Source organism: Rhodoferax ferrireducens T118 (genome assembly GCF_000013605.1).
GTDB classification, from domain to species: domain Bacteria; phylum Pseudomonadota; class Gammaproteobacteria; order Burkholderiales; family Burkholderiaceae_C; genus Rhodoferax; species Rhodoferax ferrireducens.
In genome coordinates, this window is sequence record NC_007908.1 from 1,554,563 (window position 1) to 1,580,425 (window position 25,863).

28 protein-coding genes, 1 tRNA gene and 1 other RNA gene are annotated in these 25,863 nt (G+C 57.6%); 14 read left to right on the top strand and 16 right to left on the bottom strand.

What is annotated here, in order from left to right:
- The first annotated feature begins 155 nt into the window (after positions 1-155).
- The 4 genes from RFER_RS07250 to RFER_RS22920 all read left to right on the top strand — a co-directional run bounded on the left by RFER_RS07250 (position 156) and on the right by RFER_RS22920 (position 2,961).
- On the top strand, positions 156-644 hold the full coding sequence (locus RFER_RS07250) for a HugZ family protein (RefSeq protein ID WP_011463742.1): 489 nt from the start codon (positions 156-158) through the stop codon (positions 642-644).
- A gap of 94 nt (positions 645-738) precedes the next feature.
- A complete protein-coding gene (locus RFER_RS23410; protein ID WP_011463743.1) occupies positions 739-1,029 on the top strand; it encodes a helix-hairpin-helix domain-containing protein in 291 nt (96 codons plus the stop codon).
- Positions 1,030-1,140: 111 nt separating this feature from the next.
- A complete protein-coding gene (locus RFER_RS07260) occupies positions 1,141-1,920 on the top strand; it encodes a ferritin-like domain-containing protein (protein WP_011463744.1) in 780 nt (259 codons plus the stop codon).
- Between the two features lie 63 nt (positions 1,921-1,983).
- Positions 1,984-2,961, top strand: a complete 978-nt coding sequence (locus RFER_RS22920) for an alpha/beta hydrolase (RefSeq protein ID WP_011463745.1) — start codon at positions 1,984-1,986, stop codon at positions 2,959-2,961.
- 146 nt (positions 2,962-3,107) lie between these two features.
- On the opposite strand, the gene RFER_RS07270 is transcribed toward RFER_RS22920, so the two are convergent.
- Complete coding sequence (locus RFER_RS07270; RefSeq protein WP_011463746.1) at positions 3,108-3,875, bottom strand: DUF1499 domain-containing protein; 768 nt, start codon at positions 3,873-3,875, stop codon at positions 3,108-3,110.
- Positions 3,876-4,129: 254 nt separating this feature from the next.
- On the opposite strand from RFER_RS07270, the gene RFER_RS07275 reads away from it, so the two are divergent.
- Positions 4,130-4,507: a BON domain-containing protein gene (locus RFER_RS07275; RefSeq protein WP_011463747.1), complete on the top strand. Its 378-nt coding sequence runs from the start codon at positions 4,130-4,132 to the stop codon at positions 4,505-4,507.
- 137 nt (positions 4,508-4,644) lie between these two features.
- Here RFER_RS07275 and RFER_RS07280 read toward each other — a convergent pair whose 3' ends face one another.
- The gene (locus RFER_RS07280; protein ID WP_011463748.1) at positions 4,645-4,956 is read right to left on the bottom strand and encodes a DUF5710 domain-containing protein; all 312 of its coding nucleotides are present in this window, start codon (positions 4,954-4,956) and stop codon (positions 4,645-4,647) included.
- Between the two features lie 103 nt (positions 4,957-5,059).
- Here RFER_RS07280 and RFER_RS07285 point away from each other — a divergent pair, with 103 nt between their 5' ends.
- Positions 5,060-5,548 (top strand): nuclear transport factor 2 family protein, encoded by a 489-nt coding sequence (locus tag RFER_RS07285; RefSeq protein WP_011463749.1) that lies wholly within the window; start codon positions 5,060-5,062, stop codon positions 5,546-5,548.
- 158 nt (positions 5,549-5,706) lie between these two features.
- Here the strand turns inward: RFER_RS07285 and RFER_RS07290 are convergent, their stop codons facing one another.
- From RFER_RS07290 to RFER_RS22925, 3 genes are all read right to left on the bottom strand, one after another.
- Positions 5,707-6,033: a hypothetical protein gene (locus tag RFER_RS07290; protein WP_011463750.1), complete on the bottom strand. Its 327-nt coding sequence runs from the start codon at positions 6,031-6,033 to the stop codon at positions 5,707-5,709.
- A gap of 87 nt (positions 6,034-6,120) precedes the next feature.
- Positions 6,121-6,861, bottom strand: coding sequence for a sulfite exporter TauE/SafE family protein (locus RFER_RS07295; protein WP_011463751.1), 741 nt, complete (start codon positions 6,859-6,861; stop codon positions 6,121-6,123).
- Positions 6,862-7,093: 232 nt separating this feature from the next.
- Positions 7,094-7,927 carry a bacteriohemerythrin gene (locus tag RFER_RS22925; RefSeq protein WP_011463752.1) on the bottom strand — a complete coding sequence of 278 codons (834 nt, stop codon included), beginning with the start codon at positions 7,925-7,927 and terminating at the stop codon, positions 7,094-7,096.
- A gap of 572 nt (positions 7,928-8,499) precedes the next feature.
- On the opposite strand from RFER_RS22925, the gene RFER_RS07305 reads away from it, so the two are divergent.
- A complete protein-coding gene (locus RFER_RS07305; RefSeq protein ID WP_011463754.1) occupies positions 8,500-8,778 on the top strand; it encodes an acylphosphatase in 279 nt (92 codons plus the stop codon).
- Positions 8,779-9,077: 299 nt separating this feature from the next.
- On the opposite strand, the gene RFER_RS07310 is transcribed toward RFER_RS07305, so the two are convergent.
- The 5 genes from RFER_RS07310 to ffs all read right to left on the bottom strand — a co-directional run bounded on the left by RFER_RS07310 (position 9,078) and on the right by ffs (position 12,283).
- Positions 9,078-9,272 carry a PLDc N-terminal domain-containing protein gene (locus RFER_RS07310; protein ID WP_244095828.1) on the bottom strand — a complete coding sequence of 65 codons (195 nt, stop codon included), beginning with the start codon at positions 9,270-9,272 and terminating at the stop codon, positions 9,078-9,080.
- A 71-nt stretch (positions 9,273-9,343) separates the two neighbouring features.
- Positions 9,344-9,805 carry a c-type cytochrome gene (locus RFER_RS07315; RefSeq protein WP_011463756.1) on the bottom strand — a complete coding sequence of 154 codons (462 nt, stop codon included), beginning with the start codon at positions 9,803-9,805 and terminating at the stop codon, positions 9,344-9,346.
- 154 nt (positions 9,806-9,959) lie between these two features.
- Positions 9,960-10,035 (bottom strand) — tRNA-Asn (locus tag RFER_RS07320).
- Positions 10,036-10,240: 205 nt separating this feature from the next.
- Positions 10,241-12,151, bottom strand: a complete 1,911-nt coding sequence (locus RFER_RS07325; RefSeq protein ID WP_011463757.1) for a diguanylate cyclase — start codon at positions 12,149-12,151, stop codon at positions 10,241-10,243.
- 35 nt (positions 12,152-12,186) lie between these two features.
- An RNA gene (gene ffs, locus RFER_RS23420) (signal recognition particle sRNA small type) lies at positions 12,187-12,283 on the bottom strand.
- 72 nt (positions 12,284-12,355) lie between these two features.
- Here ffs and dnaX point away from each other — a divergent pair.
- The 4 genes from dnaX (at position 12,356) to RFER_RS07345 (ending at position 16,467) form a co-directional block, all read left to right on the top strand.
- Complete coding sequence (gene dnaX / locus RFER_RS07330) at positions 12,356-14,299, top strand: DNA polymerase III subunit gamma/tau (RefSeq protein WP_011463758.1); 1,944 nt, start codon at positions 12,356-12,358, stop codon at positions 14,297-14,299.
- 91 nt (positions 14,300-14,390) lie between these two features.
- Positions 14,391-14,723: a YbaB/EbfC family nucleoid-associated protein gene (locus RFER_RS07335; RefSeq protein WP_011463759.1), complete on the top strand. Its 333-nt coding sequence runs from the start codon at positions 14,391-14,393 to the stop codon at positions 14,721-14,723.
- 6 nt (positions 14,724-14,729) lie between these two features.
- A complete protein-coding gene (recR, locus tag RFER_RS07340; protein ID WP_011463760.1) occupies positions 14,730-15,320 on the top strand; it encodes a recombination mediator RecR in 591 nt (196 codons plus the stop codon).
- A 100-nt stretch (positions 15,321-15,420) separates the two neighbouring features.
- Positions 15,421-16,467: an ABC transporter substrate-binding protein gene (locus tag RFER_RS07345; RefSeq protein ID WP_011463761.1), complete on the top strand. Its 1,047-nt coding sequence runs from the start codon at positions 15,421-15,423 to the stop codon at positions 16,465-16,467.
- Positions 16,468-16,508: 41 nt separating this feature from the next.
- Here the strand turns inward: RFER_RS07345 and RFER_RS07350 are convergent, their stop codons facing one another.
- Positions 16,509-18,038, bottom strand: coding sequence for a transglycosylase SLT domain-containing protein (locus RFER_RS07350; RefSeq protein ID WP_011463762.1), 1,530 nt, complete (start codon positions 18,036-18,038; stop codon positions 16,509-16,511).
- The gene (gloB, locus tag RFER_RS07355; RefSeq protein ID WP_041790352.1) at positions 18,038-18,805 is read right to left on the bottom strand and encodes a hydroxyacylglutathione hydrolase; all 768 of its coding nucleotides are present in this window, start codon (positions 18,803-18,805) and stop codon (positions 18,038-18,040) included. Before gloB ends, RFER_RS07350 begins: the two co-directional genes overlap by 1 nt.
- On the opposite strand from gloB, the gene RFER_RS07360 reads away from it, so the two are divergent.
- Together RFER_RS07360 and rnhA are read left to right on the top strand one after the other, a co-directional pair.
- Positions 18,804-19,592 (top strand): class I SAM-dependent methyltransferase, encoded by a 789-nt coding sequence (locus tag RFER_RS07360; RefSeq protein WP_244095829.1) that lies wholly within the window; start codon positions 18,804-18,806, stop codon positions 19,590-19,592. The two genes, gloB and RFER_RS07360, sit on opposite strands and share 2 nt — an antisense overlap.
- A 10-nt stretch (positions 19,593-19,602) precedes the next feature.
- The gene (rnhA, locus tag RFER_RS07365; protein ID WP_011463765.1) at positions 19,603-20,052 is read left to right on the top strand and encodes a ribonuclease HI; all 450 of its coding nucleotides are present in this window, start codon (positions 19,603-19,605) and stop codon (positions 20,050-20,052) included.
- Between the two features lie 22 nt (positions 20,053-20,074).
- Here the strand turns inward: rnhA and RFER_RS07370 are convergent, their stop codons facing one another.
- The 4 genes from RFER_RS07370 to moaA all read right to left on the bottom strand — a co-directional run bounded on the left by RFER_RS07370 (position 20,075) and on the right by moaA (position 24,912).
- Complete coding sequence (locus tag RFER_RS07370; protein WP_011463766.1) at positions 20,075-21,547, bottom strand: DASS family sodium-coupled anion symporter; 1,473 nt, start codon at positions 21,545-21,547, stop codon at positions 20,075-20,077.
- A 203-nt stretch (positions 21,548-21,750) separates the two neighbouring features.
- Positions 21,751-23,112, bottom strand: a complete 1,362-nt coding sequence (glp, locus tag RFER_RS07375; RefSeq protein ID WP_011463767.1) for a molybdopterin molybdotransferase MoeA — start codon at positions 23,110-23,112, stop codon at positions 21,751-21,753.
- The gene (mobA, locus tag RFER_RS07380; protein ID WP_011463768.1) at positions 23,109-23,744 is read right to left on the bottom strand and encodes a molybdenum cofactor guanylyltransferase MobA; all 636 of its coding nucleotides are present in this window, start codon (positions 23,742-23,744) and stop codon (positions 23,109-23,111) included. The genes glp and mobA overlap by 4 nt, the downstream gene beginning before the upstream one ends.
- Before the next feature lies 1 nt (position 23,745).
- A complete protein-coding gene (gene moaA / locus RFER_RS07385; protein ID WP_011463769.1) occupies positions 23,746-24,912 on the bottom strand; it encodes a GTP 3',8-cyclase MoaA in 1,167 nt (388 codons plus the stop codon).
- 106 nt (positions 24,913-25,018) lie between these two features.
- Here moaA and RFER_RS07390 point away from each other — a divergent pair, with 106 nt between their 5' ends.
- Positions 25,019-25,849 (top strand): HDOD domain-containing protein, encoded by an 831-nt coding sequence (locus RFER_RS07390; protein WP_041790354.1) that lies wholly within the window; start codon positions 25,019-25,021, stop codon positions 25,847-25,849.
- Positions 25,850-25,863: the final 14 nt, after the last annotated feature.

The window sequence follows — 25,863 nt, forward strand, 5'->3', positions numbered from 1 at the left end:
ATGCTGTCGCGACCTGTTTTCAGGACCTGTAGGTGACTTTTGATAATGAAGAGAGTGGCGCGATACTGGGCGATCACAACCCATAACATTCGCACCAGGCCGTCAGCCAAGTTCTGCGCCAAGGCGTCATAGTTATGTAACTGTTTGGGAGCTTTATGGCTCATGAATCCAGATTGACGCGAGAATTACGCGCTTTGCTCAACGCCCAGCGGGTGGCCGCATTGGGAACAGTTGGCGATGATGGTGCGCCATTTGTATCGATGGTTCCCTATGCCATCGAGCAGCACCTTTGCTGCCTGGTCATCCATGTCAGCGGCTTGGCAGCCCATACGCGCAACTTGCAAGCCAGGGAGCCGGTATCGCTATTGGTCATGAAGTCCGAGGTGCCTGGTGAGCCGGTGCATGCATTGCCGCGAGTTACCTTGGAAGGGCAGGCCAAGATGCTGGAGCGGGGGAGTCTTGATTGGCAGGCTTGCCGCGACGCTTACATCACTAGATTTCCTGACGCCGAGCCCATGACCCAGCTTGGTGATTTCATGTTTGTAGCTATTCAAGTGACTGGCGCCCGCCAGATCGCTGGCTTCGGCGTCGCGCGCTCAATTGACGCGGAAGAAGTCAGACTCGCTTTGGGGTCAAAGGGGTGACCCAAGAGTCTGTTAGCGGCGGTCGCTGCTGTAGCCTCTGAGAAAGGCGGATGGCCAGTAGTCGGTAACCCACAGTTCAACCGGGAGTACATCAATGCTACGCGTTTCGGACAAGCGACCATGCCGACTGGAGGACCTGCCTAATATTGGCAAAGCCATTGCGGGCGACCTGCGATCCGTGGGTATTCTTAATCCTGAACAATTGGCAGAGCATGAACCCCTTGAAACCTTTCAGGCGTTGGAGCCTGTCATGGGGCATCGTCACGACCCCTGCGTTTTGTATGCGCTGATGGCGGTAGCACACTATCTAAAATGTGGCGAAGCCCTTCCTTGGTGGAAATTCACGACACGTGGCAAGGAATTGCTGCAATCAACAAGAAATTGAAGATCCACCTTCAATATTTCAGCGATTTTGATTTCCGGGTGAAAGACCCCGGAGCTCCCTAAAAGCCGGTCTGCTAGGGTGTGCGTGGACGGCTGTCTCTACAATTTGCAAATGCTATCCCTGCGTACTTCCGTCATTTGTCCGCTGCTGGCCCAGGATGCTCTTGAGAAAGTGCAAGGCGTACTGGCCCTGAGTCTTGAACTTCCCATCGACACTGAGTCTGACATCCCGCCCCCGGTTGGCATTCCGGGTCGTCCAGCCAGACCAAGACTGGTTCTACCTGCCGCCATCAAGCATGCCCCCCTCAAGACCACTGAAGGGCGTGCGGCCTTGCTTCACGCGATTGCGCATATTGAGCTCAATGCCATTGATTTAGCCCTGGACATTGTTTGGCGTTTTTCAGGAATGCCAGCGCAGTTTTACCGCGATTGGGTGTCAATCGCCAAGGAAGAAGCGACGCATTTCACGCTCCTTCGCAACCACTTGTTCAGTCTTGGTTTTGACTACGGTGACTTCGACGCCCACAACACCTTGTGGGAAATGGCGGAAAAGACGAAGGGCGATATTCTGGCGAGGATCGCACTGGTGCCGAGAACCCTTGAGGCTCGCGGCCTTGATGCTTCACCAGCAGTTAAAAATAAACTGGTGAGTGTTGGCGACAAAAAAGCGGGTGAAATTCTGGATGTCATTCTGAAAGATGAGATCGGTCATGTTTTCGCTGGCAACCATTGGTATCGCTGGCTTTGCAGTCAGCGAGGTCTCGACCCCATCAGTACCTATGTGGATTTGACCAGGAAATACGATGTGCCCAAGCTACGTCCACCGTTCAACTTTGAAGCGCGTCGTCTCGCTGGTTTTGATGAGGTTGAACTGCTTGGGCTTGGGTCCTAGGTTCTAAGTCTGCTTTAAAAACGTGAATGAGGCGTTTCAAATAATTTAAATCGGAGAATCCGTATGCTTCGCTGGCTGGACATGATGGCCGCGCGACAACCGTTACGGCGCGTCGCGCTGGACGTAGGCATGCATGCGGCTGCCGGTATGGTCGACTTTCTGCCGCAGATGAAAGAGCGCCTGGCCACCTGTACGCTGATTGAGGACGTTGAATATGCCCGCCATGGCGACGTCACTCTGCGGCTGGATATCCTGCAGCCGCAAGGGCTTGGCCCGCATCCGGTGTTGATTTATTTGCACGGCGGCGCATTTGCCATCGGCTCCAAGCGAACCCATCGAGCACTCGCCGCTGCCTATGCTTCGCGGGGCTATCTGGTGTGCAATATCGACTATCGGCTGGCGCCGCAATTTCCGTTTCCTGCCGCGCTTGAAGATGCCTGCGCCGCCTGGCTGTGGGTGGCAGACCATGTCGGGAACTATGGTGGCGATAGGCAGGAGATGGGGCTGGCCGGTGAGTCGGCCGGTGCCAATCTGGCCCTTGCCATCACGCTGGCATGCTGTACCCGTCGACCGGAGCCATTTGCCGCACCGTTATTTGAACGCGGCCTGCGCCCGGTCGTGACGCTGCTGTACTACGGCTTTTTGCAAGCCAGCATGCCGCAGCGCTACCGTCGTTCGGGGGTGTCGGTATTCGCAGCCAGTATCGCGACAGACGCGGCGCGTTCTTACCTGGGTAAATCCGCCAACCATCCCGCTGCGGAACACGCCCTGGCTGACCCGTTGTGTGTGATCGAAGCGATGGCGGTGGCACCCACTCTGCCGTCTGTTTTTATAGCCGCGGGCCTGGATGACCCGGTTGCGGCCGACTCCCAACGCCTTGAACAGGCGCTGCAGCGGCTGCAGTTAGCCCACAGTGCGCACTATTACCCTGGCGAAACTCACGGTTTTCATGTGATGTTCTGGCGGGAGCAGGCCGTTCGATGCTGGCGCGACAGTTTTGAGTTCCTGCGGCGCTATCTGCCCATCCCGGTCGTTGTCTAGGCTGCCTCATGGGGCAGCCGTCGGTCAGTCAGCAACCCAGTCTTGCCAGTCACGGTTCGGCCAGCCAGATATCCACTGAGCGCACTCGACAGGGGTTGCCACACTTCTCAACGAGTTGGCTAACGCCATGTGAAATTTGCTGGGCACTAGCCACCTCTAGCCAACTCCTCAAGACGCTTCGTGAAGTCCCGGATTCGACCTGCATTGGTGCCAATGTCGCTGACGCCAATGCGCGAGAGGGAGCGAATGTCCACCGTGCTGTTTGCTCCGTCCGGTGACACACGAATGACAACATCATCTTTGAATCCGAAGAGCAGGGTGGTCGCAGTGGCTTCAATTCGCAGACTGTTGGGGTCAGTTGCAATAATGTCCCATTTCATCGCTTGTGCTACCTGATTGACCAGCCTGAAGGCCGCAACCGGTGACTTTTGCAGGTGAATTGACGAAATGTCAGGGTAAGCTGCACGTTGAAGCGGCGCGACTTTGGGGTCATATCGAGCCGGATTTTTGGCGTCTTTCCGCAGTGCAAGCACGGCTACAAATTCGGGAGGACGCTCAAGGTCGGTGCTGATGTCGTGAATGCGCGGCAGGTTATTGGCCTTGGCGCCATAGAAAGCAGCAGGAGCCGCAGTCAGGCAGCAGATGAATGCCCCCGCAAGAAACCTGCAAGCCATCGCGAGGCCGTGCTTGCGGTAGGCAAAGACTGCACACAGAAGTGCCAGCACAACCCCAGAACCAGCGGCAATACCGCTCCAGGCGATGACCCTGATTCCTTCACCTAGACCCCACCAGTCCATACGATATCCGGGTCCGGCAATCAATGCCGCGAGTCCCGCGGACCCACCTAAAAAAATCAGGCTCCAGGAGGCTTGAAGCCACCTTCGGGTTGTCAAGGTGTTGGAGCTAATGAGCATGAAATTTCCTTCGGCATATGGTTTATCAGCATAAGGCTACTGGAATGCAAAGTTTACAAATGCGCCGAGTTCTATTTACCTGGTCGCCAGCGTGGACAACGGCTTGGGGTTGAGCAAGTCGTGCTGGAACCCTTTGTGTGTTGCCGCACAGACAATTGGTCACGCCTTGTGGCACCCTCAAGTCGCATGGTGCATGGCAGAGTTGCGCTCTGCCAGGTGTTCGCCATGTTTAAACACAGACTTGAAAGTTACCAATGACTACTACCCACAATCTCAGCAAAATCTCGCGCCACGCAATCTCCGTTGCAACCACGCTCTTCGTCGCTGCGCTTTTTCTCAGCGTGGACATGTCGCAAGCTGCGTCCGATGATGCCGCCGTCGCACCATCCAATGCCGTCAGCAAAGCTGAACGGGCCGTGTCCGATAGCTGGATCACTACCAAAGTGAAGTCAGAAATCCTCGCAAACAGCGTGTCCAAGGCATTCAAAGTGAGTGTAAAAACCAAGCGCGGTGTGGTTTCACTCAAGGGTAAATTACCCAGCCAAGATGCCATTGACCTCGTTAAATCGATTGCTGAAAAGGTAAAGGGCGTCAAGAGTGTTGACGTGTCTGGCCTTGTGATCGGGAACTGAAGAATGTCATTCAGTAGTTCTTGTTTCTTGGGGCAATCGGCAAACAACCGGCGCCATTAGGGAAACTTAGCTGCTCGTGCTGACTGAACAGGTACCCACGATTGTTCATGGCGCAGGCGGTTTATGCAACTGGGGACCTACTGCATTCCCGTGTGCTGGCAATCTTCCCATGGCAGGACATTGCAGCCACAGTGCGGCACTTCAAGGCTGGCCCCGGTGGTGGGTCCCTTGAACTGATCGATTGAAGCCTTTGGGGTGCTCTTGGTGGGCCGTGTTGCCCCATCCGTCGAGTCTTCGGTGGCCGCTGCCAAGTTTGGAATCCACCGCAAAAACGGACTCAGGTCTGCCACGTCGACGATGTACCAAAGCTTTTTGGTGGCGTCCCAACGGGCTCCCAGTGCCTTCACGGCATCTTTCTCAGCGAATGGTGTGACTAAATTGATTCTCATTGGGCGAATTATCCATGGTGGCCGTCGACCCAATGCAGAGCCAGTAGTGTTCGATTCCACTGTGCCGACCTTGAAGCAGGTGATTTGAATATATGCTTCGGCCATGAACAACAATGAACAAACCCTGATTCGCTTCTACAGCGCCTTTGCAGCGCTCGATGCCGACACCATGGCCAAATGCTATGCCGATGATGCGACCTTTGAAGACCCGGCGTTTTCGCTCAAGGGGCGGCGCGAAGTGGGTGGTATGTGGCACATGCTGTGTGATGCCACAAAGAGCAAGGGGCGCGACGACTGGCGGCTTGAATTCCGTGACATCCATGCCGATGACACCACGGGCCACGCTCACTGGGAAGCGCACTACCGTTTTAGGGTTGCCAAACGGGTGGTCCACAACATCATTGAAGCCGAATTCACGTTCACGCCAGAAGGCTTGATCGCCACGCACAAGGATACCTTTGACTTCTGGCGCTGGTCACGTCAGGCCATGGGCTTGGGCGGTCTCATTCTGGGCTGGATTCCTTTCTTCCGCAGCCAGATGCGCAAGCAAACCCGCGTGGCGCTCACCAAGTACCTGGCAAAAAAAACTTGACTGTTCGGGCATGCCAGGTGGTCCCCAGACCGAACCAATGCAGGGCTCAAAGCCTGGCAATGAGCAAACGCGGAATAGAAGAGCATTAAGGTTTTTGACAACCTAAGTGCTTGACTTCGATTTGAGTTCTGGCTCCTCGACCTTGGGACCTGGGGTTCTCAGACCTTTTGCTTCTTAGCCTTGGCAGGCGCCGCAGGGGTGTTGCTGTCGGCTTCAGTTGCAACGCCTGAGCCTTCTGTCAGCGCTTCTTCAAATTCAGCCAACTCTTTGCCAATGGAAGCATATTTCTTGGACTTGGCTCTGTTGTCGATCCATTTGAGTGCAGCAGCTTCCAAGTCTTCTTTGAAATGAGCAAGCGCTGATTCTTTGACGGCTTTGGTTGCCGTCTTTGAGGTACTGGACCAGAGGTCAATCAGGTCTGACAAGCCGTTGTCAAAATCGTCGAACGTTTCAAGGCGTATCCATTGGCCGCTTTTGTCAAACATTTTTTCTTTCAGTAATTGGTAATTGCATGCGGGTCAGTTTAGCGGGCGATCCGTCGAAGCCAAGAGGCCCCAGCCAGTTACGGGTGGTCAGATTGGCTTGACGAACAGCCCGATGGTCAGGCAGATTCCGATGCACACGATCAGGATGCGAAGTGTTCTCTCGTTGACCCTGTGTAGTGCCCAAGAACCACATAAGCCTCCGATGATGGCCCCAGCACTGAGTGCGAGCGCTTCGTGCCAGTGCACCTGTGGCGAGGTCACAAACAGTGCCACGGCAGATGCATTCATGACTCCGGCCAGAACATTTTTAGTGGCGCCGGCGTTACGGGTCGGCAACCCTGCCATTGTGAGTGCAGCCATCATCAAAAATCCGATACCACCACCAAAATATCCGCCATAGATTGCAATCACAAACTGACTGACGGCTGCGCCAAGCGGCCCCAGGTGAACCGTGGACTCGCGGGTTTTGCGTAAAAAGCTGCCCCAAGCGAATACGACTGTGGCAAATAGCACCAGCCATGGAACAAGGCGTGTGAACACTGCCGAAGGAGTTTTCAGCAGCAGTAATCCTCCCAGCGCCCCTCCAAGAACGCTAACCAAAAATAGTGCCCAAAATGGCAGCCTGCCGACACCGGTCACGAGCCGCCGACCTGCCAAGCCTGAGGTCACCTGAGCGGGAAATAGCGCCACCGTGGACGTGATGTTGGCGGCCAGTGGCGTCATGCCAGACAAGATCAGCACCGGCAAGGTGATGAAAGAACCACCGCCAGCCAGAGAATTTTGTAAACCAGCCCAGAGCCCGGCAACGACAACGAATGCAATCAGCATGAAACTCCCATACAGGCGGTACAGTTGTAAGAGGACACCGCCGAACCAATGCAGAACCGGATGACATCAAGTATGCGAGCTACAAAGGGGCTCTTGCTTTCCTTTTTGGTGGAAGGCGTCATAGAAATTCGAGCAGCACCATTGGTTTTTGCCTTTTCTGGTTGGGAATTTGAAGTATGCCGTCACCAATGAGTGATTCAACTGACACCTAGATCTTAGGCTGGTGAGAGCGTCACCTGGACGCTTTAGCGAATCGGGCCAATTCAGTGTCTGCCGTCTCCATGTGCGTCAAGAACCAGTCTCCCAGGAGTTCCTCCAGATCGGATTTAACCAGGTTTTCATTGGCAATCCTGAGTGAAATGATGTTGAGCCTGGCAAGCATTTCCAGATGTTCCTGCGTGTGGACTTTGAGTTTAGGGTAATGAAGGCGGCGCATCATTTCTTCTTCGTGCGAGAGGTGCGTGCGCATGTACTGGAGAAGTCGCATGGCGGATATGACCTGCCCTTCATGGGACGTGGCAGCTAGGACATAGGCGGCCCGTTTGAACAATTCCCGGTGTTGTTCGTCGATAGCCTGATCACCGATCTTGTATTGGTCCCTCCATTCGATGCGCGTCGAGAAATGGTGGATTTCAGACTCCACCCAATCGCGCGCGCTGGCATAGTCTTCAAAGACCTGACTTTTTACCCCGGCATCAAGATAGCAATTCAAGAATTCTGGCGCCATCAATGCGCCATCTTCGACGTCGGGTGCAAAAACAAGGGCAACAACCGGCCTAATTTCCGGATTTTCATATCTCAATTTGAGATAGTTAGCAAAATTCTGTTTGGCTGCCGGTGGCATGAACGCGCTTTGTTGGAAGGTGACGATCTGGCCCCATAGGCCCTGTCGCGCCAGCCTCTGACTGAATTCGTTGATGGTTGCGGGGATTTCTTCCACAAGTTCCTTAAACGGTCCTCTTGCCGTCGTATGCAGAATGCGCCCTCTAACGCGGTACTCGATTTGATCGTGTACCTTGCCCGGTATAGTCGCTATAGCGTCCGACGAACCTGTTTTAAAGCTCATGGTTCAATTGTCTCGTCAATGACATGACGGCCATTGTGAATCAATCCAGATTAATTCTCATGCGGGGAATTATCGATGTGACTGCATAACGAAGCGGCAGACAGGCTGTCCTTTACATCCAGCTCCAAATCGCCACGAGAATTCGACGCCCTGGCAAAACATTAAGAACCCTCCAGTGGTGCTTGAAATCCAGCGTTTGGGAGTAGCTCTGCTTCATTGCGGCTCACTCCCGATTGGCACAGGAATGCCCTCACGCAACCATTCGACGACTGCTACCTCTGGCTCACTCTGTTGCCACCGCTGGTCATTCCAGAGATCCTTTGCAACTTCATCGCGCTGTCCTCGGTGCAGTCTCGGCCATTGCGCATGCAGGCGGGCAGAGCACCTTGCCACCCATTCATTTGTATCCATTTCGGCATCTCCAAAGATAAACACTGTTATTTTGTACAGTATACGAAATTTGGAGAAAAAGTAAACAGGTGTCCAGATCGATAATTCGACTTTGATTTGGAGTCGATATGGCCTTGCATTGCACTAGCATGTCGCCCTTTGTATAGATCACAAAAACAGCAATGGCGGATGTCACGTACCGATTGGTGATTTGCGGGCTCGTTCAGGGCGTTTTTTACCGTGGTTCAATGGTTTCTCGAGCCAACGCCTTGGGTTTGAGGGGCTGGGTGCGAAACCGACTGGATGGCTCGGTGGAGGCAGTGGTGCAGGGAGAGGCCACCGAGGTGAACCGCATGGTCGAATGGGCCAGGCGTGGCCCGTCAAATGCCGTCGTCACATCGGTGAACATCTTTCCCAGTGAAGGTGACTTCGTTGGTTTTCAACTGCGCGAATCCACCTGAACACCGCATTCACCCATAGCCCTGTCAGCATCGGTTGATATGCATACTGTTTCCGCCGATACGGATTTGACCAGTGGTGCCAGTGAGGTGGTTGACTACTCAAAAAACCTGGCGCAGAATTTGTTTGCGACCGAGTCTTTATCCTCGGTGAAGGAGCCCCATACATGACAATGGACCACACTTACGCTCACTCCTGACTGACGGGTTGCCGTCATGACGCTTCCCATACTTGAGGAAGCACCTAGAAGGGCTAGGGTTCGTTATGAGCTCTGCCCTTTTTCATTGTGTCTGCCGTCCTGCTAGCCCGACCTGCCGTTGCGCGGCCCAAGGAAGTACCACAGCAGCAGACCCAGAACGGGCAGCAACACTACCGCGATTATCCAGATCAATTTTTTTTCGTTGGATACCGCGCTTTGGAAAATGTTGAGAATGGCCCAAATGTCCCCAGCGAGTACCAGCACGCCAAAAAGTCCGTTGTATCCAAAGTTCATCATTCCAAGTTCCTTTTGCTTGCGGCCCAAATCGTCAATACGTGAGCCTCAGGCAATGTAGCTTGAATATGCCCTCAATAATCCTTGCGAAATTGGTTGTGGCATGTTTTGCAGCTGTATTGCACATCATTGACGGCCGTTCGGACGATGTCTAGATTGCCGCCCTCTGCCGCCTTGACGAGCTGGCTCACCGCGGCTTGATAATTTTCCTGTGCTTGTTTGAATTCGGTGGGCTGCATCCATACGGCGGGCTTGGCGTGTGTCGGCGGGTAATTGCTGTCCGGGGTGAAATAGCCCCAGGGCTGCATCGCCAGCTTTTCCAACGCCAATGCGCTGACGTGGAACTCACGCGGGTTGTAGTCCTTGCGATCACGGGCAACCATGCCCATGGGCTCCAGGGTGCGCGTAAATTCTTTAAAAATCGCCCTGCGCTTGGTGACAAGCTGAGCGGGGTGGGTGTCTATTGCCTCGTCACAGGCCGTTAGAGTCAGTACGGCGGCAATGGCTAGCAGAGAAGAGGATTTTAATATTGGCATGGACTTATTGATTCACAGGAAGACGTCTACGATATAAGACCTCTGCATCCACCCAACCGAACCAATGCAGAGCCCAAGGGCTGCAATGAGCCATCGCGGACAAGAAAAAAGCACCTAAGCCAAAGGCCTAAGTGCTTGATTCGTTTCTTGTTTTTGGCTCCTCGACCTGGGCTCGAACCAGGGACCTACGGATTAACAGTCCGGCGCTCTACCAACTGAGCTATCGAGGAATATTTTTTTGTTATCAACAACTTAGGTTGTCAGCGGCAATGTTAATTGCCTTGCGAACAAGTTGCGACAGCCAGAATTATAGGGTACTTTTTTGGCTGTAATTTCTTGCCAAGGTTGGGCTTTGAAATTTGGATCAGCTGGAACCCAATACGGCAGTTATCGCTGCGTTTTGCTTGATGAGACAGTGTGCTTTGCCCTGCCGCTTCAGCTCACACGGTTGATCGTCGCCACAGACCGGACGCAATTGCGCCCGTCATGCTTGGCCTGATAAAGCGCTTTGTCAGCGTGGGCCAACAACTCCTGTGGGCTAAGGTACTGGTCGGGTATGCCACAGGCCACGCCAAAGCTGGCGGTGACGTGAATCGTGCCGCCTTCAAAAGGCACATGCAGTTGCTCGATGTCCGCGCGAAATCCCTCGGCCAGCGCCACCGAATCCTGCTGGTTGCTGTTAACCAGCAGAATGACAAATTCCTCTCCACCATAACGCGCCAGCACATCACCGACACGTTGAATCCGGGGTTGCAGCAAATGGGCCACGGCGCGCAGGCAAGCGTCACCGCCCATATGACCGTAGCTGTCATTGACCAGCTTGAAGTGATCAACGTCAATCATGATCAGCGACAGCGGACTTTTCTGTCGGTCAGCCCGCCGATGTTCCAGGGCCAAGGCGCGGTCGAAGAACGCGCGGTTGCCGATTTGGGTCAGTCCGTCCATGTTGGACAGGCGTTGCAGCTGGTCGTTGGCCAGCTTGAGTTGACCCAGCGTTCGGTTCAGGTCATTGGTGCGCGCCGTGACCCGTTGTTCCAGTTCGCGGTTGGCATCTTCCTTGGTCTTGATCAGCGCTTCTTGAGAGGCGCGCGCCCAGCGTTCATGGCCCAATGCCACAGCCTGCGCGTTGACCCTGAGCATGCGATCATGGTTGATCCGGTCGGCCAGCGTAAATGACAGCAAAAGCACCAACAAGACAATGCCAATCTGGGACGCATTGTGGGTCCAGGCGTTGGACGGTATCAAACCAAATTTGCTGGCATTCAGGACGCACAGGCTAATGAGCACGGTGGTCCAGGCAAGGCAATAAAAGCGCGCGAATTTGGCGCCGCGCCACCACCGCCAGTAGCCCAGCGCCAACGCGGTCAAAGCAATGGGGATGGTGAGGGCGGCGCCCACACGCACCGTCAGGCTGTAGGGCAAAACAAAGGTCAGCGCCAACAGCAGGGCGCTGACTGTTGCCAGTGCCCGTGTCAGGTAGTGCGCTGGCCTTGAAAACTTGCTCAGCCTGAGAAAGCCGTCGGCAAAAAGACAGGTGAACAACTCTGCACTGGCCATAAAGGTGGAGATGGCAAAGCTGTTCCAACGCACCGCGTTGGGCCAGGCATAGGCAAAGGTGTAGCCGTTCAAGGTGAGATGAAAGAGCAGGTAGCTCGCGACAAATCCAATGTAAAAAAGGTAGTTGATGTCGCGGGTTGAAAAGTAGACAAACAGGTTGTAGACAATCATGATCAGCAGGATGCCGATCACCATGCCCTGTAATAATTTTTCGTTACCGTTGGTCTCATAAAACTGGGTCGGATCCCAGATTCGAAAAGGTGCTTCAATCGTGCCCGATGAGGCCAGGCGGATGTAGATCAAATTGGCCCCGGGCGCCAGATTCAGGGGCATGACGAAATTTTGGTGTCGAAGTACTCGCTGTGCAAAGGGCTTTTCATCACCCAGGGCGTAGCTGGTTTTGAGCTGGCCGGCCGTGTAGTGGTACAGCTGCACGTCATCAAGGAAGGGGATTGGCAACTCGACGAAACGTGCAAGGTCCTGGCTTGCGAGGTTGTCGATCTGGAAGCGAAACCAGTAGGCGTCTTCGGTGAAACCAAAGTTGGGCGATTTTCGGGTGATGGTCTGCCAGGTTTGCTTGGGCGACATGACCTGGTCAGGTGTCAGGGTTCGGGTACTGTCCGTCAACATGCCCATGCGGGTGTCTACGTCAATGCGACCGGGTGTCTGAGCTGACACCTCAAAAACCGGAAAACTGGCGTCTGCCGAGCTGGGGGATGCGTGCAGCGCGGGTGCCAGCAGGCCCAGCACGCAGGTCAACCCGCAAAGCACAACGGCTTTCAAATTCAAAGTCAGAATTCTCCAGAGTTGCGCTCAAGAATGAGGTTGACGAGCCTTGACCCCGGCACTGGCTCCACAGTTAGGGCTGCTTGGTTCCCCACCTGACCCGGTTGGCCGCTTCACCATGCGGGAAGGCCCGTCAGGCGCAATTGTAGGGCAGAGTGACTGTTCAGGTTTTCCGGGCCCCCGTGGGTCGCACCTTAGAATCTGGGCATGTCCTACCTCGTGCTCGCCCGCAAGTACCGCCCCCGCAACTTCACTGAAATGGTGGGGCAGGACCACGTGGTGCAAGCGCTCACCAACGCGCTCACCACGCAGCGGCTGCACCACGCTTATTTATTCACCGGCACGCGTGGTGTTGGCAAGACCACGGTGTCGCGCATTTTGGCCAAGTCGCTCAATTGCCAGGGGCCGGACGGGCAGGGCGGCATCACGGCCACGCCGTGTGGCGTGTGCCAGGCGTGCATAGACATTGATTCCGGCCGCTTTGTCGATTACACCGAGCTCGACGCGGCCTCCAACCGGGGTGTTGACGAAGTACAGGCGCTCCTGGAACAGGCCGTCTACAAGCCGGTGCAGGGGCGCTTCAAGGTCTTCATGATCGACGAGGTGCACATGCTCACCGGACATGCCTTCAACGCCATGTTGAAGACGCTGGAGGAGCCGCCCGAGTACTTGAAATTTGTGCTGGCCACCACCGACCCGCAGAAGGTGCCGGTCACGGTGCTGTCGCGCTGTCTGCAGTTCAACCTGCGCCCGATAGCGCCCGAGACCATCCGTGAGCACCTGCAAACGGTCTTGCAAGCCGAGAAAGTGGCGGCCGATGTGCCGTCGCTGCGGCTGCTGGCGCGTGCGGCGCACGGCTCCATGCGCGATGCCTTGAGTCTGGCTGATCAGGCGATTTCGTTTGGTGCCGGCCAGATTGAAGAAGCGACGGTGCGCCAGATGCTGGGCAGCGTGGACCGCTCCTATGTGTTTCGGCTGCTGGAGGCGTTGGCCCAGGGAGACGGCAAAACGGTGGTCGAGACGTCTGAGGCCTTGCGTCTGAATGGCCTGAGTGCGGCCTCCACGCTGGAAGAAATGAGCATGGTGCTGCAGCGCATGGCCGTTGTGCAAGCGGTGCCCAGCGCCGTTGAGTCGGATGAAACCGACCCGCAAGCGCTGGACGTGGCGCGTCTGGCAGCACTCATGCCTGCCGACGAGACGCAGTTGCTCTACAGCATCTGCCTGCATGGGCGCGCGGAGTTGGGCCTGGCGCCGGACGAGTACGCCGCATTGACCATGGTGTTGCTGCGACTGCTGGCGTTCAAACCCCGCGCTGGCAATCTGCCTGTGGCTGAAAAAAAAACTTTAACTGACGCGCCGCGGGGGCTTGCTGCAGCCGCACCCCGTCCAGTTCCAGCGCTGGGGCAGGTGGTGACCGAGGTGCCTGTTTTTGAGAAAAAAGAGACTCCAGCCCCCGTCGAATATTCGCAGTCAGCTATAAAAATAGTAGCAAACGCAGAAGCGCAGATCAATACAGAAGAAAAGGTTGAATCAGAGGTTCACGCAGAGGCAGAGGCATTGCAGCCACCCCCAACGGGTCAGCATCTGCATGTGGTCCAGCTACCGGTGGCTGCGGGACAGTCCCTCACTTCTGAGCAAAATAGACCTCTAGCCCCCGTGGAATATGCGCAAGATGCTGCAAAAATAGTAGCTATTCCGGTGCGCGTGCAGGCCGATTCCCGCGCCGAGGCGGTGGCTGGACAGTCGGCTGCGTCTTTGTTGCTTCCCACCGAAGAGGGCGAGTTCTGGCACGGCATCGTGCGCCAACTCATCGCCCGGGAAGCGATCAACGCCATGGTGCGCGAACTGGCCCTGCAGTCGCAACTGGTGGCGCGCGACACCGACCAGTGGCTGTTGCGGGTCGAGCGCGAATCGCTGAACCAGTCGGGTAGCCGTGACCGTCTGGCGACTGCGTTGCAGGCGGCGGGTTACGCGGTGCGCTTGGTGGTGGAGATTGGGCGCGTGACCGACAGCCCGGCCCGGCGTAACGCGGCGCTGGTGGCCGAGCGGCAGCTGGCGGCAGAAAAAATCATTTTTGATGATCCGTTTGTGCAGGCGATGATGCGTGATTTTGGCGCGAAAATCGTGCCTGGCAGCATCACACCAGGCTGATGATCCAGCTAGCCGGATCAATTGCGGCAGCCCGGTTCAAAGCTATATTGCTTTACTCTCTTCCCTTCAAAATCTAAACCAAGGACTACCAATGTTCAACAAAGGACAACTCGCCGGCCTCATGAAGCAGGCCCAGGCCATGCAGGACAACATGAAAAAAGCCCAGGACGAGCTGGGCAACGTCGAAGTCACCGGAGAATCCGGCGCCGGTCTGGTCAAGGTTCTGATGACCTGCAAACACGACGTGCGCCGTGTCACCATCGACCCCAGCTTGCTGGCCGACGACAAAGACATGCTCGAAGATCTGGTGGCGGCGGCTTTTAACGCCGCGGTGCGCAAGGCCGAAGAAACTTCAGCCGAGAAAATGGGCAAGATCACCGCCGGTATGCCCAGCCTGCCCGGCGGCATGAAGTTTCCATTCTGATTCTGCGTGGCTGATCTCAACTCGCTTGACGTCCTGATCCAGGCGCTGCGCCGTCTGCCGGGTGTGGGCGTGAAGTCGGCTTCGCGCATGGCGTTTCACCTGCTGCAGCATGACCGTCCAGGTGCGTTGGCGTTGTCCCGAGCCCTGCAAGTTGCCGCTGATCAAATGCGTCATTGCGAGCGTTGCCACACCTTCACGCAGGCCGATATTTGTGCCACCTGCCTGGACCCCCGGCGCGATGCCAGCAAGTTGTGTGTGGTGGAGACCCCGGCCGATCAGTCGGCGCTGGAGCGCACCGGCGCGTACCACGGTTTGTACTTTGTGCTGATGGGCAAACTCAGTCCACTCGATGGCATAGGCCCCAAGGACATCGGTCTCAAAGGTTTGTTTGACCGGGCTTGCGACGGCACCGTGCAGGAAGTGATTCTGGCCACCAACTTCACGGCCGAGGGCGAAGCCACCGCGCATGTGATCAGCGAAGGCCTGAAAAGCCGGGGGCTGCGCCTGACCCGTCTGGCGCGTGGTGTGCCGGTGGGCAGCGAGCTGGAGTATGTGGACTTGGGCACCATTGCGCATGCTCTGCTGGATCGACGCTGAAGCTAGGTACAAACCCCTGCGGGATGTTCCCGATGCGCAAGTCAGTGTGGCTGGCTATCCTTAAGCTCGGACAGAAAGAGAGATCCGAAGAAAATTGACCATGAACGACATCCATTTCAACCGCCGAACCTTGCTTGCGGTCACGGCCTGTGCGGCAGCTTCTGTGGCTGCGCCTGCCCTGTGGGCGCAGCCCCGCCTAGAAAAAACGAAGATAGCCATTGCAGTGGGCGGTAAGGCAGCGTTTTACAACCTGCCTTTGACCATCGCTGAGCAGCTTGGTTATTTCAAGGCCGAAGGCCTGGAGGTCGATATCAGTGATTTTGCGGGGGGGTCGCAGGCCTTGGCGGCGGTTGAAGGCGGTTCGGCCGACGTTGTTTCGGGTGCCTATGAGCACACCATCACCCTGCAGACCCGGGGGCAGAGCTTTCAGGCTTTTGTGTTGCAGGGGCGAGCGCCTGCCATCGCGATCGGCATATCGGTCAAGGCCATGCCCCATTACAAAACGATAGCCGATCTCAAGGGCAAAAGAATCGGCATTTCGGCACTTGACTCGTCAACCCAACGGGTGGTGCAGTTGATTCTTTCGCGTGCCGGGCTCAAGGCGGACGATGTGAACTACGTCGGTGTGGGCACGGCTGCAGGCGCTTTGACTGCTTTCCGTACCGGCCAGATTGATGCTTTGAGTACGGTTGACCCGGTGCTGACCATGCTGGAGCAAAAAGGCGAGATCCGCATCATTACCGATACCCGCACACTCAAAGGGACGGCGGAGGTCTTTGGAGGGGTCATGCCGGCGGGTTGCCTGTACGCGCCGCTGGATTTTGTAAAGAAATGTCCAAATACCGTGCAAGCCCTGACCAACGCCATGGTGCACAGCCTGAAGTGGCTGCAAACGGCCGGACCGAGCGACATCATCAGAGTCGTTCCAGAAGCCTATTTTCTGCGGGATCGGGCGCTTTACCTGGCCGCCTTCAACAAGGTTCGTGAGGCCATCTCTCCCGATGGTTTGATACCTGTTGAGGGGCCGCAGACGGCCGCCCGTGCGCTGGCCCGTTTTGACCCGACTGTCAAGTTGAGCAACTCCGACCTTGCTAAAACCTACACCAATGTGTTTGCCATCAAGGCCAAAGAGCGTTTTAACGCCTGAAGCCCGCTCATGAGAACGACGCGGGTTGCAGGCGATCTGGATTAAGGTTGTTTGGCAAGCCGGGTCGGCTTGCTCACCTTGTTTCGGGCCTGTTTGCTTGATGATTGGGTTCTGCCATGGGCCTTGCTTTGAGCCAAGGTTTTGGCCCGCATCGGCAGAAACATCACCACACGTTGCCCGGCCTTGAAAGTTGCAGATGCGCTGACCTTGTTCCACTCGGCGACGCTGGCCGGACTGACCCGGTAGCGCTTGGCCAGGCTGGCGACCGAATCTTTTTTGCCAGCCTTGAGCACGGTGCGCGTCAATATCGCATCGGGCGCAAAAGACAACTGGCCGTTGTCAGCCACATGTTCGGCCACGTCGGCGACCAGTTGGGTGGGCCGTGGCACCAGCAGGCTGGAGCCGGCCTTGATCGCCACCCGGGGCGGAATTTTGTTCACGCTGCGCAGTTCGGTCTCCGTCATGCCAACCCGTTTGGCGGCCTCGGCCGGTTTCATGGTGGAGGGAGCCCGCCAGACCGTCCAGCTGGCCAGACGGCCGCCGCCGAAGGCCTCCAGGTTGCTCTGGAAGATGATGGCGTTGTCCCAGGGCAGCAAGATTTGCGGTGTGCCGGCCGCCAGAATGACCGGGCGACTGCCGCCGGACGGGTTCAGCGCCTTGAAGTCCTCGACCGTCACTTCAGCCAGTTTGGCCACCAGCGCGACATCGATATCGTGCTTGATATCCACGGTCTGAAAGTAAGGGTGGTTTCCAATCAGGGGCAGCCGTGTGTTGAACGCCATCGGGTTGGCCACGATGTTTTTGATGGCTTGCAGCTTGGGCACGTAAAGACGGGTTTCCGCCGGCATGCTGAGATCGGTGTAGGACAGGCCCAGGCCGGCCCGCTTGTTTTTGGCAATGGCGCGCCCGACGCTGCCTTCACCCCAGTTGTAGGCGGCCAGCGCGAGGTCCCAGTCTCCAAACATGTCATGGAGTTTTTGCAGGTAGTCCAGTGCCGCACGGGTGGAGGCCAGCACGTCGCGCCGGTCATCGCGAAACGCGTTCTGTTTCAAATCGAAGCTCTTGCCGGTCGCGGGCATGAATTGCCACATGCCGGCTGCCTTGGCTGTGGAAACTGCCTGCGGGTTGAAGGCGCTCTCGACAAAAGGCAGTAGCGCCAGTTCGGAGGGCATGTTGCGCCGCTCCAGTTCTTCCACAATATGGAACAAGTACTTGTTGGAACGCTCCGCCATGCGCAGGATGTAGTCGGGCCGGGTCGTGTACCACTGCTCGCGATCAACGACCAGGTCACTCTCCAGATTGGGCATGCCATAGCCGCGCCGGATACGTTCCCAAATATCCGCGGGCGCTGCCAGTTCAGTGACCGCCCGGGAGGCGGCTTGCGCGGCGGTGATGGGCTGCAACTCGCCACTCGGAATGAGTGAACCGTAGGCACCGGCGGCCTGATTTCCTGACGTGGCGGTGCTCGGCCCGTGGATGGCATCCGGATTTGACAGGGATGTAATGCCGGTGCTGGCACAGCCGGTCAGCCACAGCAGGCCGCTCAGGCAGGCAAGTTTCAGAAATTTCATCAAAACTGGTTCTTCCATTGGCGAAGGGCGGCAAAGATGCTCACCTCATCGCGGGCTGATGCGTCAAATGCCTGGACTGCCTGGGTGACAGTTGCCTGGCGTGTACGCAAAAAAGGGTTGATCTGACGCTCCAGCAAGATGCTCGAGGGCAGGGTGGGTTGTTGCTGCGAACGCAAGGCTTCGGCTTTGACCGTGTAGTCGGTCAAAGCCTGGTTGACGGGCTCCACGGCGCAGGCAAATTTCAGGTTGCTCAAGGTGTATTCATGGGCGCAGCATACGCGCGTCGCGTCAGGCAGGGCAGCCAGGGTGTCGAGCGAGGCCAGCATTTGGGCCGGGCTGCCTTCAAACAGGCGGCCACAACCGGCGCTGAACAGCGTGTCGCCGCAAAACAGCAGCGGTGCGCCATCGACATCGGCACAGAAATAAGCGATATGGCAAGCGGTATGACCGGGCACATCAATCACCTGGAAGTTCAAACCCAGCGCCTGCAGTTGCTGATCACCCGTGAGCCGGATCAGAGGCTCGGGCATCGGCTCCCGGGCCGGGCCAAATACCTGGGCGCCGGTGGCCGCGCGCAACGCAGCGACCCCGCCGGTGTGGTCGGGGTGATGGTGCGTGACTAGAATGGTCTCCAACTGCAAACCGAGTTGTTGCAGGGCCTCCAGCACAGGTTGTGCGTCACCGGGGTCAACCACCAGCGCATGGCGTTCGTCATGCACCATCCAGATGTAGTTGTCAGTGAAGGCGGGTAGTGGAATTAGCTGCATGAGTGATCAAATTATAGGTTTGCATGACTGGTTTGAGTCGCCCACCGGGCGCTATCTGCTGGCGTGGGAACGCAGCCAATTTGATTTGGCGGTCGCTGATATTTTTGGGTTTCATGCGCTGCAGCTGGGTTTGCCCGAGCTTGACGCCCTGGGCGCCAACCGCATGCCGCACCGCTGGCTGGCGACCCAAACCCCTATGCCGGGTGCGGCTTTTGCAACTGATTTCTCGGCGCTGCCGTTCCAGGCCAACAGTCTGGACCTGGTGGTTCTGCCGCACTCGCTGGAGCTGGCGAGCGACCCGCATACCACCTTGCGCGAAGTTGAGCGGGTGCTGGTGCCGGAAGGGCGGGTTGTCATTTGCGGCCTGAATCCGACGTCGCTCTGGGGCTTTCGCCAGCGGCGCGGCCGGTCACCCCATCGGGTGGGTTCGCAGAAATTGTTTTTGCCGGAGGCGGGAGAATTCATCGGTTATTGGCGATTGCGCGACTGGCTGCGCCTGCTGGGCTTTGAGGTGGAAGTCGGGCGTTTCGGCTGTTACCGGCCCGCGTTTTCCAGCGAAAAATGGCTGCAACGGTTTGAGTGGATGGACCGGGCGGGTGCGCGCTGGTGGCCGATTTTGGGCAGTGTGTATTTCTTGGTTGCGGTCAAGCGGGTGCGCGGCATGACGCTGCTGAGTCCAGCCTGGAAGGCCTCCCGGGCCTTGGCGAATGCTCCTGTTTCTGTAGCAAATAGTTCAACATTGACGAGGGCTAGCGCCCCAAAGGATGAGAAAGTGAAGCAAGCATGAGGAGACTGTTTTGAACGCCGTTGAAATTTACACCGATGGTGCCTGCAAGGGCAATCCCGGTCCGGGTGGCTGGGGCGCGTTCCTGAAATCGGCGGATTCGCAAAAAGAATTGTTTGGTGGTGAACTAGGTACCACCAACAACCGCATGGAAATGACGGCGGTGATTGAAGCGCTGGCGGCCTTGAAACGTCCGTGCCAGGTGACGCTGCACGTCGACAGTCAGTATGTGCTCAAGGGCATGACGGAGTGGCTGGCCGGCTGGAAGGCCCGCGGCTGGAAAACGGCTGCCAAGCAGCCGGTGAAAAATGTCGACCTGTGGCAGCGGCTGGACGAGCTGGTCAGCACGTCAGGCCACAGGATTGACTGGCGTTGGGTCAGAGGTCATAACGGCGACCCCGGCAATGAACACGCCGACATGCTGGCCAACCGGGGCGTGGAGTTGGCGTTGCGGCAACGTTGAATCAGCACCCCGACCTTTTTGCTCAGATGTAGCCCAATACCGTCCACCAGACGCCTCCCACCAGCACCAACAGCAGCAGGTTGACCACGCTCATCACCGCGCCTGCCGTCCACCACTCGTTCAGGGTGGTGTAGCCAGAACCAAAAATGATGGGCGCTGTGCCGGTACCGTAGTGGGTCAGCGACATCATCAGCGAAGATGCAAAGGCCAGCACCAAAGCCAGCAGCATGGGGGGTGCGCCAAGGGCCACACCGGCGGTGAAGAACGCCGCGTACATGGCCGTGATGTGCGCGGTGGTACTGGCAAAAAAGTAGTGCGAATAGAAATAGACCAGGATCAGGATGGCGGTGGCACCCATCCAGCCCAGGCCCAGATAGCTGATGCCGTTCTGGATGGACAGCGCGAACCAGCCCACCAGGCCCAGCTTGCCCAGAAATGTCGCCATCATCACCAGCGCCGCAAACCAGATCAGGGTGTCCCAGGCGGTCTTGGCCTTGAGAATATCCTCCCAGTCCAGCACGCCGGTCAGCAACAGCAGCGACAGGCCGATCCAGGCAGTGGTCGTGGCATTGAGGTCCATGGCGGGGCCAAACAGCAGGGCCGGCACGCCGGCCCACATCAGCAGCATCAGCCCTAAAACGCCCAGTGTGATGTACTCCGAGATCTTCATCGGTCCCAGTTTGGTGAGCTCGGTGTGTGCCAGCTCCTTGGCGTTGGGCGTCATTTTGATTTCCGGCGGAAAAAGAAAATACAACACCAGCGGCATGACCAGCAGCATGCACAGCCCCGGCACCAGCGCGGCCAAGGCCCATTGGCCCCAAGTGATCTTGATCGCCGAGTTGGTGGCTTTGGCAACCAGATCCACGATCAGGGGATTGGGGGCCGTGGCAGTGATGAACATGGCCGAGGTGATGGGGTTGGTGTTGTAGTTGACCAGCGCCAGATAGCGGCCAATTTTCTTCGACGTGCCCAGGTCGGGGCTGGAGCCGAAGGCATCCGCGATTGAGCGCATGATGGGGTGAATGATGGCCCCGCCGCGTGCCGTGTTACTGGGCGTGACCGGGGCAATAACCAACTCGGACAGAACCAGACTGTAGGCCACGCCGATGGTTTTCTTGCCAAACAGCGAAATGAAGTTGTAGCCAATTCGCGTGCCGAGTCCGGTTTTGGTCAAAGCCACAGAGATCATCACGGCAATGGCAATCAACCAGATCAGGGGATTGGAAAAACCACTCAAGGCATCGGCAATCGCGCCTTCCGGTTTGCCGGGCCGGGTCACCTCTGTAATGGCGACTAAAGAAATGGCTACGATCGACAAAGCGCCGATCGGCATGGCCTTGCCGATGATGGCGGCAATGGTGCCGATGAACAGCGCCAGCAAATGCCAGGCGTTGGGGCTGACTTTGTCAGGGACTGGAATGAAAAACCAGATCAGAAGGGTGATACCGACCGCGATTGCGCTTGGAATCGGTTTGGGGAGAGAGCTCTTGTCCATCGCACTTCCTTCCTGTAATCGGGCTGCGGTGCAGCCGCTGACGGAAACAGATTCTTGAGGGTCAATGAATTGAAAACCCTTGACCCTGTCAGTCAGTGTAAGGAAGTCTCAGCCATCAAAAAGGAATTTCTCCTCTCAACTTTTTTGCCACTTGAGTTTTGGAGACCCTATTTGCCAGTCGCTTGATTTGCATCAGCCAAACCCTAAACCACGCCCTCAAACATCATCACATCCACCTCATCGCCCAGCGCCACATTGCCCTGACCGTGCTGCAGCACGATCAGGCCGTTGGCCTGCACCATGGAACTGAGCACGCCCGAGCCCTGGTTGCCGGTGGTTCTGACTTGCAGCGTGCCCTCAGGTGTGGTGCTGACCACGCCGCGCTGGTACTCGGTGCGGCCGGGCTTTTTGCGGATGGCTTCGCTGCAGCGGGCCTTGAGCAGCGGCGGTGCGGCTGCCGTGCTGCCCATCATTTTCAAAAGTGCCGGGCGCACAAAGGCCAGAAAAGTCACCATCACTGCGACCGGGTTGCCCGGCAAGCCAAACAGAATGGCGTCCTTTGATGGTTCAAAATTGCTATTGATATTATAGCTAATAGTGCTTGTTTCATGGGGGCTAGAGGCCAATTTTGCTTTAGGAATTCGTCCCACCGCCATGGGCCGGCCCGGGCGCATGGCAATCTTCCAGAAGGCGACGTCGCCGAGCTTTTTCATCATGGCCTTGGTGTAGTCGGCCTCGCCCACGCTCACGCCACCGCTGGTGATGATGGCGTCAGCCACCGAAGCGGCGTGGGTAAAGGCTGCTTCCAGCAGGGTCGGCTCATCGCGCACCACGCCCAGGTCGATGACTTCGAGCCCCAAGCGCGTCAGCAGGCCAAACACGGTGTAACGGTTGCTGTCGTAGACAGCGCCTTCGCGCGGGGCTTCGCCCAGGCTCAGAATCTCGTCGCCGGTAGAAAAGTAGGCCACCCGCAGCTTGCGCCAGACCTGCAGCTTTTCAATGCCCAAACTGGCCATGAGCCCAAGCGCAGCGGGCGTGAGCAGCTCCCCTTTTTTGAGCGCTGGCTGGCCTTGCAACAGGTCTTCACCCAGTTGGCGCCGGTTGTCGCCGGCCCGCACGGTGCCTGGTGCCAGGGTGATGAACGCTGTTGGCGGATGTTGACCCGGGCTGTGGCTCACCAACTCTTGCGGCACCACGGTATCGAGCCCCTGTGGCATCACGGCACCGGTCATGATCTTGACGCACTCACCGTGCTGCACCTGGCCTGACCAGCTCTTGCCCGCGAGCGCAGTCCCCACCACTTTCAGGGTCAAGGGGCTCGCTGCGGCCAGCTGTGCGCCATCAAACGCATAGCCGTCCATGGCCGAGTTGTCGTGCGGCGGCACACTGATGGGCGAGATCACATCAGCCGCCAGCACGCGGCCCAGCGCCTGAAAAATACCCACTTCTTCAAGCTGCGCAACGGGCTCGACCAGGCGCGCCAAAAAGGTGTTGACGGTGTCGGCACGCAAGGCTTGCGGGTCATAAGCTGCCAGCTCGGCGGCAATGCTGTCAATGGATTTCATGCCGGGTTGTTTTCCAGTTGGTGCAACTCCGCCAGCGTGTTGGCGTTGAAGAACGCGAGCGGGTCGTCATGGGGCAAATCAAACGGCGCCACCGCCGTTTTGTGCAACGCAGTCCACGCATCAATCTTGCGCCCGCCTTCCTGGGTGAACCGGACCAGACTCTCCAGCAGTTCAACGCGCAGCAGGCAAAACACCGGCTGGGGGCGCAAACGCACTTGGCCGTCTTTGCCAATTTCAGGGGCTGCCACCATGGCAATGTCGGCGTTTTCGGCTTCCAGCGCAGCTGCCAGGCGGGGCACCAAATCCAGCGGAAGGCGTGGTGTATCGCAGGGCACGGTCACGAGAAAAGGTGTCTCACAGTGCTCAAGACCGGTCAGAAATCCCGCCAGCGGCCCGGCATAGTCGGCCAGGCCATCGGGCCAGACGGACGCGCCAAAAGATTCGTAAGCGGCCAGATTGCGGTTGGCGTTGATCATGATCTGGCCCACCCCGCCACCCATCTGCAGGCGGGTCAGTGTGTGCAGCGCCAGCGGCATGCCGTTGAAGGTCTGCAGCCCTTTGTCCACGCCGCCCATGCGGGAACCCCGGCCACCGGCCAGAATCAGGCCGGTAATGTCTTGTGCTGGAATCAAATCAACCTCCGATGTAGCTCATTTCAACGCGGTGGCCGCCGGTACCGGCGTCAGGCGCCAGGGCGCTGCGCAACTCGGAATAACGGTCGCCGCGGCCCTGCCAGATGTGCCCGATGGCAGACGCCAGGTCGGCGTCGCTGGCGGCGCCTTCCTGCCGGATGAGCGAGCGCAGGTCGTAGCCCTGGGACGCGAACAGGCACAGGAACAGCTTGCCTTCGGTCGAAAGCCGGGCGCGGTTGCATTCACTGCAAAAAGCCTGCGTCACACTGCTGATGACGCCGATTTCGCCCAATTCCTTGTCGTATTGGCCAGAGGCATTGGCGTAACCCCAGCGCGCGGCGGTCTCGCCGGGGTTGCTGGGCTCAAGTTGCACCAGTGGCAGCTCGGCGTGGATGAGTTTCACGACCTCGCTGGAGGCCAGCACCTCGTTCATGCGCCAGCCATTGGTGGCGCCCACGTCCATATATTCGATAAAGCGCAGCACAATGCCAGAGCCCATGAAGTGTCGTGCCATCGGCAGAATCTCATGTTCATTGGTGCCGCGTTTGACCACCATGTTGATCTTGATCGGACCCAGGCCCGCCTCCTGCGCCGCCTCAATTCCGGCCAGCACGTCGGCCACTGGAAAGTCGACATCGTTCATGCGGCGAAACACCGCGTCGTCGAGCCCATCGAGGCTGACGGTCACGCGCTGCAGACCGGCGGCCTTGAGGTCGCGCGCCTTGCGGGCCAGCAGGGAACCGTTGGTGGTGAGTGTGATGTCGAGCGCCTGGCCTTGCGGTGTGCGCAGCGCAGCCAGTTGTTCGATCAGCCGTTCAATATTTTTTCGCAGCAGTGGCTCACCACCGGTGAGCCGAATCTTTTGCACACCATGCGCTACAAAAACCTTGGCGATGCGGGTAATTTCCTCAAACGACAGCAGCGCTTTGTGCGGCAGGTAGGCATAGTCTTTGTCAAAGATTTCCTTGGGCATGCAGTAGTTGCAGCGAAAGTTGCAGCGGTCGGTGACGCTGATGCGCAGATCACGTAACGGGCGCCCGAGCGTGTCGATCAGCCGACCGGAGCCGGTGATGCGCGACTCCGGCAGATAAGTCGCGCCCGGGATCCGCAGCGTGCTGGTTCGCAAGTCAAGCAGCGGCACAATGCGAGCTGTGTCACGGTCGGTCATGGTGGCTTTGGTACATGGTAAAAATTCATTCTGGCACGATTTCAACGGTTTCACGTGGCGGATAATTATGGCCTCAAGCAAGTTAAACTTTACAGGCTCATCATTGATGACACTCACAGAACTGCTCGCTTCCAATGCGGCGCTGCCCAGCATTCCAAAAGTGATCGCTTTGCTGCTCAACGAGCTTGACCGCGAAGAGCCCGAGCTCAGAAAAATCAGCCAGCTCATCAACACCGACCCGGTACTGGCTACGCGCTTGTTGCAACTGGCCAATTCGGCGCAGTTCCAGCTGTCCAACAAAATCAGCAGTGTGTCCGAAGCCCTGGCGCTGTTGGGGCTCAATCAGGTCAAGGCGCTCGCCACGGCGGCCGCGATTGCCGGCGCGTTCACCGCGGTCCCCGGCATTGACATGCGCCAGTTCTGGCGCTACAGCCTCAATACCGCCAAGTTGGCACGCGCGTTAGGTGGCATGGTGCAGCAAAACCAGCCGGCCGCGTTTACCGCAGGTCTGATACACGCCACCGGTGAACTGGTGATGCACCTGGGCCTGCCAGGCGCACTGGAAATACTGGATCGCCAAGTGCCGCCTCTCGGCCTGAAGCGCGCTGCAGCGGAGCGCAAATTGCTCGGGTATTGTTACGCCGATGTGGGTGCTGGTTTCGCCCGGCGCTGGCAGTTTCCGCAGCCGATTGTGGATGCGCTGGAACACCAACATGCGCCTTTTGACAACGACGTTTACGAACCGATGGCAGGCGTACTTCATCTGGCAGCGTGGCGCGCCCGCGCCTGGGAGGCCAATTACGACGAGCAGGATCTGATCGACAATTTCCCGGATGTTGTTGCGCTGGCCCTGGGAATTGACATCGACATGGTGTTGCAGCAAGACCCGATTGACTGGACCACCAAGGCTGAGGTGGCAGTGCTGGCTAGCGCTTGATGGGCCAAGCCGGG